This is a genomic window from Lacticaseibacillus sp. 22 (assembly GCF_055413445.1).
Genome location: NZ_JBVAYD010000015.1, coordinates 1 through 12,342, shown reverse-complemented (window position 1 = coordinate 12,342; position 12,342 = coordinate 1). Strand labels below are relative to the sequence as shown.

14 protein-coding genes are annotated in these 12,342 nt (G+C 48.0%); 3 read left to right on the top strand and 11 right to left on the bottom strand.

Annotated elements, in window-relative coordinates:
• Positions 1-75 precede the first annotated feature (75 nt).
• Positions 76-765 carry a hypothetical protein gene (locus tag ACWP87_RS08265; RefSeq protein WP_014568991.1) on the top strand — a complete coding sequence of 230 codons (690 nt, stop codon included), beginning with the start codon at positions 76-78 and terminating at the stop codon, positions 763-765.
• A gap of 470 nt (positions 766-1,235) precedes the next feature.
• On the opposite strand, the gene guaB is transcribed toward ACWP87_RS08265, so the two are convergent.
• The 8 genes from guaB to rsmG all read right to left on the bottom strand — a co-directional run bounded on the left by guaB (position 1,236) and on the right by rsmG (position 8,510).
• Positions 1,236-2,723 carry an IMP dehydrogenase gene (gene guaB, locus ACWP87_RS08260; RefSeq protein WP_005690053.1) on the bottom strand — a complete coding sequence of 496 codons (1,488 nt, stop codon included), beginning with the start codon at positions 2,721-2,723 and terminating at the stop codon, positions 1,236-1,238.
• Positions 2,724-3,115: 392 nt separating this feature from the next.
• Positions 3,116-3,904, bottom strand: a complete 789-nt coding sequence (locus ACWP87_RS08255; RefSeq protein WP_005685315.1) for a DUF1129 domain-containing protein — start codon at positions 3,902-3,904, stop codon at positions 3,116-3,118.
• Between the two features lie 57 nt (positions 3,905-3,961).
• Positions 3,962-5,068, bottom strand: coding sequence for a redox-regulated ATPase YchF (gene ychF, locus ACWP87_RS08250; protein WP_014568989.1), 1,107 nt, complete (start codon positions 5,066-5,068; stop codon positions 3,962-3,964).
• Between the two features lie 22 nt (positions 5,069-5,090).
• The gene (locus ACWP87_RS08245; protein WP_005685313.1) at positions 5,091-5,282 is read right to left on the bottom strand and encodes a DUF951 domain-containing protein; all 192 of its coding nucleotides are present in this window, start codon (positions 5,280-5,282) and stop codon (positions 5,091-5,093) included.
• A 26-nt stretch (positions 5,283-5,308) separates the two neighbouring features.
• Entirely contained in the window at positions 5,309-6,181 is an 873-nt protein-coding gene (locus ACWP87_RS08240; RefSeq protein ID WP_014568988.1) for a ParB/RepB/Spo0J family partition protein, read from the bottom strand.
• Positions 6,171-6,938, bottom strand: a complete 768-nt coding sequence (locus ACWP87_RS08235; protein WP_005685311.1) for a ParA family protein — start codon at positions 6,936-6,938, stop codon at positions 6,171-6,173. Before ACWP87_RS08235 ends, ACWP87_RS08240 begins: the two co-directional genes overlap by 11 nt.
• Positions 6,939-6,947: 9 nt before the next feature.
• Positions 6,948-7,775: a nucleoid occlusion protein gene (noc, locus tag ACWP87_RS08230; RefSeq protein WP_005685310.1), complete on the bottom strand. Its 828-nt coding sequence runs from the start codon at positions 7,773-7,775 to the stop codon at positions 6,948-6,950.
• Between the two features lie 3 nt (positions 7,776-7,778).
• Positions 7,779-8,510: a 16S rRNA (guanine(527)-N(7))-methyltransferase RsmG gene (rsmG, locus tag ACWP87_RS08225; RefSeq protein WP_014568987.1), complete on the bottom strand. Its 732-nt coding sequence runs from the start codon at positions 8,508-8,510 to the stop codon at positions 7,779-7,781.
• A 631-nt stretch (positions 8,511-9,141) separates the two neighbouring features.
• Here rsmG and ACWP87_RS08220 point away from each other — a divergent pair.
• Together ACWP87_RS08220 and ACWP87_RS08215 are read left to right on the top strand one after the other, a co-directional pair.
• Positions 9,142-9,522, top strand: coding sequence for a hypothetical protein (locus tag ACWP87_RS08220; RefSeq protein WP_014568986.1), 381 nt, complete (start codon positions 9,142-9,144; stop codon positions 9,520-9,522).
• Positions 9,523-9,701: 179 nt separating this feature from the next.
• The gene (locus ACWP87_RS08215; protein WP_005685307.1) at positions 9,702-10,376 is read left to right on the top strand and encodes a type 1 glutamine amidotransferase; all 675 of its coding nucleotides are present in this window, start codon (positions 9,702-9,704) and stop codon (positions 10,374-10,376) included.
• A gap of 327 nt (positions 10,377-10,703) precedes the next feature.
• Here the strand turns inward: ACWP87_RS08215 and ACWP87_RS08210 are convergent, their stop codons facing one another.
• The 3 genes from ACWP87_RS08210 to ACWP87_RS08200 all read right to left on the bottom strand — a co-directional run.
• Positions 10,704-11,324, bottom strand: coding sequence for an NADPH-dependent F420 reductase (locus tag ACWP87_RS08210; RefSeq protein WP_014568984.1), 621 nt, complete (start codon positions 11,322-11,324; stop codon positions 10,704-10,706).
• Positions 11,325-11,478: 154 nt separating this feature from the next.
• Positions 11,479-12,126: a pyroglutamyl-peptidase I gene (gene pcp, locus ACWP87_RS08205; protein WP_014568983.1), complete on the bottom strand. Its 648-nt coding sequence runs from the start codon at positions 12,124-12,126 to the stop codon at positions 11,479-11,481.
• Positions 12,127-12,141: 15 nt separating this feature from the next.
• Positions 12,142-12,342, bottom strand: a 201-nt coding sequence (locus tag ACWP87_RS08200; RefSeq protein ID WP_031541766.1) for a 5-oxoproline transporter, DUF979 family subunit, incomplete at its 5' end; no start/stop codon positions are given.

The following is a 12,342-nucleotide window of genomic DNA, read 5'->3' as shown; positions in this document are numbered from 1 at the left end:
ACCGGGAATTCTTTACGAAAACCCTAAGAAAACGAGCGCCATGCGTGCTTTGCATTTCAGGTGGGAGGTGTTCTTTTGCCAAAATTAACAACCCTCGTAGCTGCCAGTTTGCCGCAAACGATGCAAATTGCCGGTATTAACATTGCCCATTCAAGCGGTAGTACCTATTGGCTGCTTCACCACCAAGACGAATGGCTGACCCTACGCTTGGCAACCCACCTTCATTGGCTGCGCGGTGTTCGGCAGCTGCAGGTGCTTTATTCAGATAAACAAACCGCTACTGAGCTCCAGTCACAGCTACGCCAAGCATTCGCCAGTCCTGCAGCACAGCAGCTTGCTTTCAATTTCACGGCAACCGATGCTGCTATTGCCAATATGTTGTTGTGGGCAGCAGCACATAAACTGGTTTTCATGTTACGACTCACGCCGGCAATGGCCAGTGCTCATAAAAGCCGGACATCTGATTTACAACGCGACTTCGCGGGACTGCCACTGTTTTTGGGTAATCGCAATAATAGCAACGATCTGCTGTTGCCAATCCATGACCCGCTTCTACAGCGGTATCTGATCCATTTTTATAGTGAAAATCTGTTATTCACCCAGTTTTCCAGTCATCGGTTGATAAAACTACTGCCGACTGCGCAATGGCTGCAAACATTGTTGGCGACCACGGAGCGCCCCGTTCCTTGGCCGTTAGCAATAGCCACCACTTTTGGCACACCGATACTGACCGCTTTTCATCGGGCACGTTATCAAAAACGGTAAGCTCGCACGTTAAAACTGTCTTGCTCGCGATTACCATAACGCGCTCCCCGGCGCAGAAGTCTGCGTGTAAGAACCTTGGGCGCAATGGCCAAAGACCGGCCTTCACGCCTGAGGCCACTTACACTCCGATTGCTAACCGCGCTGGTTCACGCTCGCTTTCTATAACGCGCTCCCCGGCGCAGGGATCTGCGTGTAAGGACCTCAGGCGCAATGGCCAAAGACCGGCCATCACGCCTGAGGCCACTTACACTCCGATCCCTAACCGCGCTGGTTCACGCTCGCTTTCTATAACGCGCTCCCCGGCGCAGCAATCTGCGTGTAAGGACCTTAAGCGCAATGGCCAAAGCCCGGCCATCACGCTTAAGGCCACTTACACTCCGATTGCTAACCGCGCCGGCTCGCGCTCACTAAAAAAGAGCCTGCAGCTGCCTCAAGTGGGTAACTGCAAGCTCTTAAACTGAATATCTTGATTATTGAACGGAGTAGTTTGGTGCTTCCCGGGTGATTTGGACGTCATGTGGATGGCTTTCACGTAATCCGGCGCCGGTAATTTGAATGAACTGCGCATTATCCTGTAGTTCTTGTAAGTTCGGTGCGCCAACATAACCCATACCGGATTCAATGCCGCCAAGCATCTGGAAGATCACATCGCCAAGGCTGCCTTTGTAAGCAACCCGGCCTTCAATCCCTTCAGGAACGAGCTTGTTAGCTTCATTGACACCGCTTTGGAAGTAACGATCACTTGATCCATGAGCCTGTGCCATCGCGCCCAAGGAACCCATGCCGCGATACGTCTTAAAGCGCCGGCCTTGATAAATCTCAAACTGGCCTGGTGCTTCATCGGTACCAGCCAAGAGTGAGCCAAGCATGACGGCGTTACCACCGGCAGCAAGCGCTTTGACAATATCGCCGGAATACTTGATCCCACCATCGGCAATAATGGTTTTACCACGCTTGCGAGCAACACTGGCAGCGTCATAAACGGCGGTCAACTGGGGAACCCCAACGCCGGCAACAATTCGGGTCGTGCAAATCGAACCAGGGCCGATGCCGACTTTCACAACATCAACGCCAGCGTCATACAACGCCTCCGTTGCTTCTGCCGTTGCAACATTTCCGGCAATTAAGGTTGCTAATGGAAAATGTTCGCGAATTTCTTTGATCTTACGAATAACACCGGCGCTATGACCGTGAGCAGTATCAATGACAATCGCATCAACCCCTGCATCCAACAGCGCCTGGGCCCGTTCAAACGTATCCGAGGTAACCCCGACTGCGGCAGCGACTAACAACCGACCATGTGCATCTTTAGCGGCATGCGGGAATTCTACCACTTTTTCGATATCCTTAATCGTGATGAGTCCGCTGAGCCGGCCTTGCTTATCAATCAGTGGTAACTTTTCAATCTTACGGGCTTGCAGGATGGCTTCAGCGTCTTCAATTGAAGTGCCAGCCGGAGCAGTGACCAAACCTTCCTTGGTCATCACGGTATCGATCAGAACGCTCTTATCATCAACATACCGCAAGTCACGGTTCGTAATGATCCCGGTCAGTTTACGATCGGTTGTATTATTAACGATCGGAACGCCGCTGATGCGATACTTCTTCATCAACGCTTCCGCATCACTAACTGGCTTGTCAGCAGTGAGGAAGAACGGATCAACGATGACCCCGTTTTCACTGCGCTTAACCTTAAGCACTTCATCAGCCTGAGCCTCAATGCTCATGTTCTTATGGATAACACCTAAACCGCCTTGACGCGCCATTGCAATTGCCATGGCACTTTCGGTCACCGTATCCATCCCCGCTGAGATGATTGGGATATTCAACTTTAGATTGTCCGCAAGTTGTACAGACAGATCGACATCGTGAGGCAAAACATGACTTTCTGCAGGTATCAACAACACATCATCAAATGTAAAACCACGCCGGGCAAACTTTGTATCCCAATTACTCATTGCGTAAATCCCTCTTTCAATTTTAGTTGTTGACTAATGTACTACCGGAAATTGGCCTCGTCAAACGTAGACGTTAATTTTTTTGAAAAGACCGGTATCATAGGCTTAAAAATGAAAGAAAATCTCATAATTGTTCATTAAGACCCGAACAAAATAAAAACGGTTGCCAGTTTGCGAAATTAATGTTCGTCTTTTGCAATCATGCTCATAAAATCACCTGTTATTATTCGGCATTAGCTCCGAGGCGTTTAGTTTTCAAGCTACTCACGCTTAATTTCCTTTGGCAGCAAAGAAAAAACGGACACTAGAAGACATATGCATCCTGTCTTCTAGCACCCGTTGAGTTTATTGAGCCTAGTTGTTCAAGAACCACAACCTTTGATTTCCCAAGTCTACCGTTGGAAAAAGCTCTTGAGATGATACCGATGCTGCAACACCCAGTGAATGCCGTAAGCAACAACCCCAACGATAATGTTGGCAAACCATGGCATCGGCTGAGTCAGCGGCGTATTGAGCAACGCAAGCGCACTGCTGAGGAAGGTAACCGCAACGACCAATAAGACGCCGCCTCCAAGAACCAACCAGGCACTGCGGCGTTCTTTCTTGTCTTTTTGCATCCAGTCGGCGTAGTACACGAAGAAAATTCCGGCCATAAAACTCAGCAGCAAGAGGCTAAGAAAACCGCTAGTAGCCGTGTTCTGGGTCTTGGGATTGAAGTAGGCCAAAGCACCGTACATAACCGCCAAAATCGCCATAAAGAACAGGCTTTGATCGACAATCAGTAACCACATTGGCTTCTTGGGTTCAGGCTTGGGCGTATGCAAAATTTCGTTTGCCTTCACCGTTACCGGCCCGTATAGCTGGGTAGCGGGCTTGCCTTGACGTTGCGCCGTAATCATTTCCGGCAACATCGTCTTAAGTAAGGTCTCTTCATCAGTTGCAGACATGCCGCCATCTTTCAATTCACGCCGCAACTTGAACACGTACTCATCATTCTTTTTGGTGAGTTGTTCAATCATTTCCGGAACTGTTGAAGCCGGCCGCACCTGTTTAACATGGGCATTCTTACTTGCCGCATCGGTTGCGGACGAAGCTTCAGAAGTACCGCCTGCTGCTTGCTGTTGATCAACTGCAGCACTGTCTACCGCTTGACTCGTGTCTGCTTCATGCTTTTCTGCCATTTGAAACTCCTATCTTAAAAAATCATCATCACTGCGGGCCTTATTTGACCAGTCAGCTTAAACATTGAACCGGAATTCAATGATATCCCCATCTTGCACTTCGTATTCTTTACCCTCGGAGCGATAACGTCCGGCTTCTTTAACCGCCTGAACGGAACCGTATTTATCCAAATCGGCAAAAGACATGGTTTCTGCCCGAATAAACCCACGCTCGAAGTCTGAATGAATGATACCGGCTACTTGAGGCGCCTTCATGCCGCGACGGAATGTCCACGCACGAGTCTCCTTGCCACCGGCTGTAAAGAAGGTCGCCAACCCCAAAAGATGATAGCTCGCTTTGATCAGCTTATCGAGGCCAGATTCATCCACGCCTTCCGCTGCCAAAAAGTCAGCTTTTTCGTCATCGTCCAACTCCGCAATTTCTTCTTCAGTCTTGGCGGAAATGGCGATAACTTCGGCACCTTCTTTAGCGGCTTCGGCTTTAATTTGCTTAACATAGTCGACTGAATCCGGATCAGCCATCGCTTCTTCGGCAATATTAGCGACATATAAAACTGGCTTACTCGTGAGCAGAAAAAGGCCTTTGACAATTTTTTGCTCGTCTTTATCAAAGTCGATGCTGCGTACCATGCCGCCGTTTTCGAGCACTGGCTTGATTTTTTGCAACACTTTAAACTCAGCCTGAGCTTCTTTATCGTTTGTTTGTGTCCGCGCCACTTTTTCGACCTTGGCATAGCGTTTGTTAACTGAATCCAAATCCGCAATGGCCAGTTCCATATTAATGGTGGCCATATCTTCTAGCGGATCGACTTTACCGGTGACGCTGGTAATGTTGTCATCATCAAACGCACGGACAACATGAACAATCGCATCCACTTGCCGAATATTTTCCAGGAACTTGTTGCCCAGTCCTTCCCCTTTAGAAGCACCTTTGACAATTCCGGCAATATCGGTGAATTCAAAAGTCGTATGAATGATTTTTTTAGCGGGAATCAGTTCATCGATGCGTGCCAGTCGGTTATCCGGCACTTCAACCATCCCAACATTCGGGTCAATGGTGGCAAACGGATAATTTGCCATCTCCGCACCCGCCTTAGTAATTGCATTAAAAAGCGTGGACTTGCCAACATTGGGAAGTCCGACAATACCTGCTGTTAAAGCCATTTGGTTATTTCACACTTTCTATTTAGTCTGTTTGTTCTGCCTGACCCAACACTTTTTTGAGTCGCTTCTCAAAATCACGGCGCGACATCATCACGATATGTCCGCAACCGGTGCAACGTACTTTGATATCTGCCCCTAAGCGGATGATCTCCCAACGATTTGTGCCGCACGCATGCGGTTTCTTCATTTGCACCAGATCATGTAGTTGATACATGCGCCCACCTCCAACTGTTTTGCCAGTTAATCAATATTGACGTCAAGCATGGCTAAGATACGGTTCAGGTCTTTTTCAGAGCTAAAATCAATTTCGATCTTGCCCTTGCCTTTACTGCCTTCATTAATATTGACCTTGGTTCCGAAGCGCTCACCTAACTGATTTTCGGTTGCGCGTACATACGGCGACTTCGGTTTTTCCTTGGTCGCTGGCCGATTGGTACCGGCATTCATTTGATTAATGAGCCGCTCAAGTTGACGAACCGTTAGATTTTCGCTGATTGTCTTTTTAGCAACTGCCACCATCTTGGTCTTATCTTTAAGACTCAGCAGCGTTCGGGCTTGCCCCATCGACAGCTGATTGGCGCTCAACATCTGCTTAACCGGCTGTGGCAACGTCAACAGCCGCAGATAGTTAGCGATGTAGGGCCGACTTTTGCCTAGCCGGGCTGAGACCTCTGCTTGCGTCAGATTTAAGCGTTTGATCAACGTATCATATGCCTGTGCTTCATCCAACGGGGTTAAATCTTCTCGCTGCAGGTTTTCCAACACGGCAATTTCCATCATTTCCGGATCGTTAAAATCGCGAACAATGGTGGGAATGGTTTCCTTGCCGGCCAGTTTTGACGCCCGAAAGCGCCGTTCACCTGTGATGATTTCGTAACCCGAAACACTTTTGCGCACAATAATCGGCTGAAAAACCCCGGTTTGCTTGATCGAATCAGCTAGTTCTTTTAAGCCTTCCTGATCAAAGGTTTTACGCGGTTGGTAGGGATTGGGACGGATATCGACCAGCGGCAGTTCCTCAACGGTATTGTTGGCACTTAGATCGGGACTTTCAAAATCCTTGAAGATCGCATCGATCCCCCGACCTAGTCCTTTACTATTCTTATTCGCCATGAGCAGCCAGCACCTCCTTGGCTAATGCCTCGTAAACTTCGGATCCCCGTGATTTCGGATCAAAATCCACGATCGGCAGGCCATAACTTGGCGCTTCAGCCAGCCGGGTAATCCGCGGAATCACGGTTGTATAGACTTTATCACCAAAATATTTGCGCACTTCATCAATCACTTGCGCCCCTAAATTGGTTCGCGCATCATACATGGTTAACAAAACGCCTTCAATTGCCAGGCTTGGATTGAAATGCTTTTGAACAAGGCGCACCGTATTAAGCAGTTGGCTCAATCCTTCCAACGCGTAATATTCGCTTTGTACCGGAATCAAAATCGAATCGCTTGCAGTAAACGCGTTGATGGAAAGCTGGCCTAAAGATGGTGGACAATCAATCAAGATATAGTCGTACTGATCCGCCACCGGGTGTAAGCCTAACTTTAGCCGCATCTCCCGCGCCATCTGACTGGTTAATTCGATTTCTGCTCCTGCTAATTGAATCGTTGCCGGAACAATAAAAAGATTCTTGTGCTTTGTCGGTAAAATGGCTTCAGTAATCGGATCCTCATTGACTAACACGTCATAGATATCTTTTTCGACTTGGGCCTTTTGAATCCCGACACCGCTCGTCGCATTGCCTTGAGCATCAGCATCTACAATCAGAATTTTCTTACCAAGGTTAGCCAAACACGCTCCCAGATTAATGGTCGTTGTTGTTTTCCCAACACCGCCTTTTTGGTTGGCAACAGCAATGATATGTGTCATGAGTTCCTCCTATCTCTTCTCTTTTGGAATCTCGATGATCATACGGTATGCGTCATCGGTATCTTCTTCTTTGGCCGTGACTGTCATTCCCGTATCCCGAATCATCTTAACCGAACGTTTCAACGTGTTCCAAGCGATGCGGGTATCATGACTCACCGCTGATCGCCGAACTTTTGGCTTAGGCTTTGGTGTGGGCTTCTTTGGGCGCAACCGTTCATTTACTAACGCAGCCGTTTCCTTGACTGTCAGTTTTTCCGCAAAAACCTGTTGTAAGGCTGGTACTTGTTCGGATTCATCGAGTTTTAACAACTCACGGCCATGACGCTCGCTGATTTGACCATTCATAATGGCTTCTTGCACCGGCGCACTAAGCTTCAGCAGCCGGATCTTATTGGCAACAAAAGCCTGACTTTTACCTAATTGTTGGGCTAATGCGCCTTGGGTTAGGTGATTCAGTTTCATCAGCGCAACATAAGCCTGTCCTTCTTCAATCGCACTTAAACCTTCACGTTGCAGGTTTTCAACTAAAGCCATTGACGCACTTTCATCATCATCCATCTTTTGCACAATGGCTGGTGCTTTTTCCCACCCCAGCAGTTGCATTGCCCGGTAGCGTCGTTCTCCGGCAATAATTTCGTACTGATCTGGCGCGTATTCACGCACAATAATGGGCTGCAACAAGCCGTGTTCTTTGATCGTAGCAGCTAATTCCTGAATGGATTCGGAAGTAAAAACTTTTCGCGGCTGAAATTGATTGGGGACAATAGCTTTAAGCGGTAATTGTTGCACGACCGTCTCGTCATCTGACTTTTTATGGCCAAAAAATGATAATGCCACGCGCTATGCACCTCCCAATGGTTGTTTATTCGGCATGCCCGGTTTTCGGGGATATTTATTCGGTGTCGGTTTAACTTTTTCAATCACTAACAAATGGCGCGTATCCCCGGTTTCCGGCAAGGTCAGCGCTGCATCCTGAACGAGTTTACCGCCAAGTAGGTTGATTGCCGGTTTGGCCGCTATTAATTCTTCAGGAGTTGCGGCGGCCTTCATCGCTACAAACTGCCCGTGCTGCTTGGCGAGTGGTAAACAGAGTTCTGCTAAGACGTTCAGCGCCGCCACCGCGCGTGCTGTCACCAGATCATACTGGCCACGGTGCGGCGATTTTTTGGCACCAAAAGTCTCGGCCCGATCATGAAAGAGCTGCACATCGGTCAACTCTAACCGCGCCGTTAAACGTTCCAAAAAGCCAATCCGCTTCTGCAGCGAATCGACAATGGTGATCTTCAACTGAGGAAACGCAATTTTTAAGGGGATTGATGGAAAACCCGCCCCGGCGCCAACATCACACAGCGACAATGGCTGGCTTTGCAATTTTGGCACCACCAAGCCTAATGTTAGGGAATCATAAAAGTGCTTGAGGTAGACGTCCCCTTCAGCAGTGATACCAGTCAGATTCATTTTCTCGTTCTCACTGATCAGATACTGATAGTAAGCCGCAAACTGATCCTGTTGGTGGTCATTCAACACGATACCGTGATCAGCCAAGGCGTGGACAAAAGCTGTTGGATCCATGTCTGCCTCCGTTTTTTTGGGTTTGATTTTGTGGAACAAACAGGGTTTCACGTACCCGTCAAGTGTAACGTAAAAGCGCCGTCTGCTCAACTGTATTCTTAGTGAGGTAAGTGTCGACTTGAAACAAGACAATTAGTTTTCACTGGCGTTAAAGAAGTCGAGCCATCTTGGATATTACCTGACAAATGTTGAGTATCTTGTTTGGATAATTGGATGGAAAGCAAGAACTGGCGGAGCGGTGGCGGACTCAGTGGTGAAATTGGTCTTAAGCGGAGTGGGCTTCTCCGCTTTAGACCAAGGCCGAGCTTTGAAAACCGCACTTTGCGAGTTCAAAGTCGTGCCCACCACTTTAGCTACGCGGTCGCCAGCCTGCCACCGCGTAGCCAGCTCGGAGTAACGGAAATCACTTAATTATACTAGAATTGAGAAAGAGTTGGCCTATACTCCCATAACGCGCTCCCCGGCGCAGAAGCCTGCACATAAGGACCTTGGACGCAATGGCCAAAGCCCGGCCATCACGCCCAAGGCCACTTATGCTCCGGCTTCTAACCGCGCCGGCTCGCGCTTACTTTTGACAATCCCCCCACACAGTTCGATAATAAGGAAGTAATTCAACTCAGAGGCGAAAAAAATGGAATTAGACGGTAAAGAAATTAAAGAAAACGAACAATTAACGGATGCTCAGTTAACTGAACTTCATCAGCAGTATCAGGCGCTGTGGGATAAGCTAAAAAAGGACAACTACAAGACTGACCACCAGTTTATGGAAGTGTTGTACGAAGAGCCTGACAATATTCAAGATTATGAAGCAGCGTTTTTCACATACCAAATTCGCAAAGATACTGGTGACAACCAATTTGACCAGCTGAACATCATTTTAAACAACAAGCCGACTTTTCACGATCAGCCAGATGAATTCGTGTTTGAGATCAGTGACTACTCGGATATGGATGCAATTTATCAAGCGATTGAGGAAAAGGCTCAACCTTGGATCAAGGCACATAAACGTTAAATCCTGCTATTCATATGGCAGGGCAACTAAGTGCGGATAAAGCACCAGTCTGGCGTTGTTCCAGCTGATACTTTACCCGCCTTCTTTAATTGTTCAGCACCAATCAATCAGCTCACTTCTCTTTTTCCCTTCACTTGTGGTAAGCTGTTGCCAATCAAAAAAACGGAGGCGCTCGGTCCATGGCTGATACGATCAAAATCGCTTATTTGTATGAGGATCTCATGAACACTTATGGCGACAGCGGGGATGTTAAAATTCTGCGTTACTTGCTGAATCAACAAGGCTATCAAGTACAAGTCGATAACATCAGTCTTGGTGACGACTTCAATGCCGATGACTACGACTTCATTTTCTTTGGCGGCGGTCAGGATTATGAACAAACCGTTGTCGCCAAGGATTTACTGCGCTATGCCCAAACCTTGGGCCGCTACATCGAAAATGGCAAACCGATGCTGGCTATCTGTGGCGGCTACCAACTACTCGGTGACTATTACAAGACTAGTGAAGGGACGGTCATTAAAGGGCTCGGTATTTTGCCGCTGCATACCGTCTTCAAACCGGACAGTCGTATGATCGGCGACACCAAATACGAAACCGAGTTCGGTACCGTCAAGGCATTTGAAAACCATAGCGGCCGAACTTATTTTGACGACAAAAATAAGCTAAAACCTCTAGGAAAGATGATCGAAGGCTACGGTAACAATCCGGAAGACGGTGTTGAAGGCATGCGCTATAAGAATACGATCGGCAGTTATTCACACGGTCCAGTCCTTAAGAACCAAAACATCGCCAAAGCCATTGCCAAAATGATTGTGGCAAATCACAAAAAGCGTATCGGTCAGCCGGTACAATGAGCACATATCAAAATTAGAGACAGCGTTAATGCCAGTAACAAAATAACCCCAAACAAATCGGCCTTAGTGTGAGAGACCTTCTCCACTAAGGCCGATTTTTGATTATCATGTCTTCAATTGCAGCGAGCGGCTTTTCAAAAATACTCATCCAGCCCAGCAACAAGGCCGAAACAAACGCCCTTGGCCGCGACTTTTTTTCTGAACCAATTGCGCGTACTCATTGGTGCTAATCACCCACAAGAAAGTCACCGCGATGATGAACAAAATACCATAAAAGAAAATCATCAATTTTTTCTCCTGTGTGCAAAGTGAACTACCATGCTGCAGTCACTTATTTGCCTGCGCCCGAACTTGATCAGCATTACCGGTGAACAGGAATAACGGGCCATCTGCTTGAGCCGGGTAGCTGTTGGCCAAATCACCAAGATCAACAACATCAAACCCGATCTTTTCAATCAATGCGGCCACCGTTTGTTTCGCCGTTGCATCATCCCCGGCAATAGGGATCGCAATCCGCCCGGCTGGTTGATTCGGCTTAGCCAGGCTGCGAATTTTCGTCATCGCAATCGTATTGAACGCCTTGACGACTTTCTTAGTCCCAAAGTGTTGCGCCACAAGTTGCGATGAAGCGATTTGATGGCTCGTCAAGTCAGCTCGTTCGCCGTCACGGCTAGGAAAATAATTCGTAGCATCAATCACCACGGCATCAGCTTTCACTTGCGCCGGCAGCTCGTCTAACGCATTGAACGGTACTGCCAAAACGACAATATCCTGATTGGCCGCCTCGGCAACTGTACCCGCTTCAACTGTTGATCGCATCTCCGCAATCACCGGAGCCAGTGATGCCACCCCATGTCGATGCGACAAAATAACTTGCTCGCCAACATGACTAAAAAGCTGTCCCAACGCGCGTCCAACATTACCTGATCCAATAATTCCGATACTCATGTTGTCACAACCTCCCTTTGCCAAACTGAGGATGTATCCGTGTCCTTATCTCTGCCTTTATTATATCGCCCACCCGGAGAAAACGGAAAAATCGGCCATTAAAAAATCCGCACGCCCTAGTGAGCTTGCGGAAAATATCAACGTGAATCTTCAATTAATGATTTTTGCCTTCAACGGTTTCAAGGTCGCCTTTGCCATCATGTGCGACGATGGCGGCAATGGCTGCGGTAATGCCTTTAATGTCATCTTCAAGCGACAAGGCCGGAGTCTCTGGCCGTGCAACAACTTGTTCAGGCAAGAACGGGATATGCATGAAGCCCGCTTTAATCGTTGGGAATTCCTTGTCCCGCATGTACTGCACTTGATAGAAAATATGGTTGCAGACATAGGTGCCGGCTGTATTTGAAACCGCCGCGGGAACACCGGCTTCTCTGATTGCCTTAGCCATCGCTTTAATTGGTAATTGCGTAAAATAGGCGTTTTCGCCGTCTTCATGGATCGTATGGTTTAACGGCTGATAGCCAGCGTTATCTTTAATGCGGCCGTCATCCAAGTTAATGGCCACTCGCTCCGGCGTCAGTTCATAACGTCCGCCAGCCTGACCAATACTCAGAACGTAATCAGGCTTTTCTTTAACAATCGCATCATGCACCACTTCTGCCGAAACATTGAATTTAGTGGGAATTTCTAACTTCACAATTTTGGCCCCGCCGATTTCATCTGGCAAACGTTTAACCGCTTCAATCGCCGGATTAATCTTGTCATCACCAAAAGGATCAAAACCTGTCACAAGAATCTTCATGCTTAATCGTCCTTTCTAAAACGCCAGGAAATACATCAGTCCGATTTGAATCACCAAAAGCAGGATCGCGATGGGTGCCTGCTGCTTAATGACGCCCAATGGATCTTCCATTTCCAGCAACGCAACCGGTAAACTATTGAAATTCGCTGCCATAGGGGTCAATAAGGTGCCGCAATAACCGGAAGTCATCCCAATGGCCGCAACGATCGCAGGATT

Coding starts and splice junctions, on each gene's coding strand:
- guaB (WP_005690053.1), bottom strand. CDS start 2,723: ATGAGTAATTGGGATACAAAGTTTGCCCGGCGTGGTTTTACATTTGAT.
- ACWP87_RS08255 (WP_005685315.1), bottom strand. CDS start 3,904: ATGGCAGAAAAGCATGAAGCAGACACGAGTCAAGCGGTAGACAGTGCT.
- ychF (WP_014568989.1), bottom strand. CDS start 5,068: ATGGCTTTAACAGCAGGTATTGTCGGACTTCCCAATGTTGGCAAGTCC.
- ACWP87_RS08245 (WP_005685313.1), bottom strand. CDS start 5,282: ATGTATCAACTACATGATCTGGTGCAAATGAAGAAACCGCATGCGTGC.
- ACWP87_RS08240 (WP_014568988.1), bottom strand. CDS start 6,181: ATGGCGAATAAGAATAGTAAAGGACTAGGTCGGGGGATCGATGCGATC.
- ACWP87_RS08235 (WP_005685311.1), bottom strand. CDS start 6,938: ATGACACATATCATTGCTGTTGCCAACCAAAAAGGCGGTGTTGGGAAA.
- rsmG (WP_014568987.1), bottom strand. CDS start 8,510: ATGGATCCAACAGCTTTTGTCCACGCCTTGGCTGATCACGGTATCGTG.
- ACWP87_RS08220 (WP_014568986.1), top strand. CDS start 9,142: ATGGAATTAGACGGTAAAGAAATTAAAGAAAACGAACAATTAACGGAT.
- ACWP87_RS08215 (WP_005685307.1), top strand. CDS start 9,702: ATGGCTGATACGATCAAAATCGCTTATTTGTATGAGGATCTCATGAAC.
- ACWP87_RS08210 (WP_014568984.1), bottom strand. CDS start 11,324: ATGAGTATCGGAATTATTGGATCAGGTAATGTTGGACGCGCGTTGGGA.
- pcp (WP_014568983.1), bottom strand. CDS start 12,126: ATGAAGATTCTTGTGACAGGTTTTGATCCTTTTGGTGATGACAAGATT.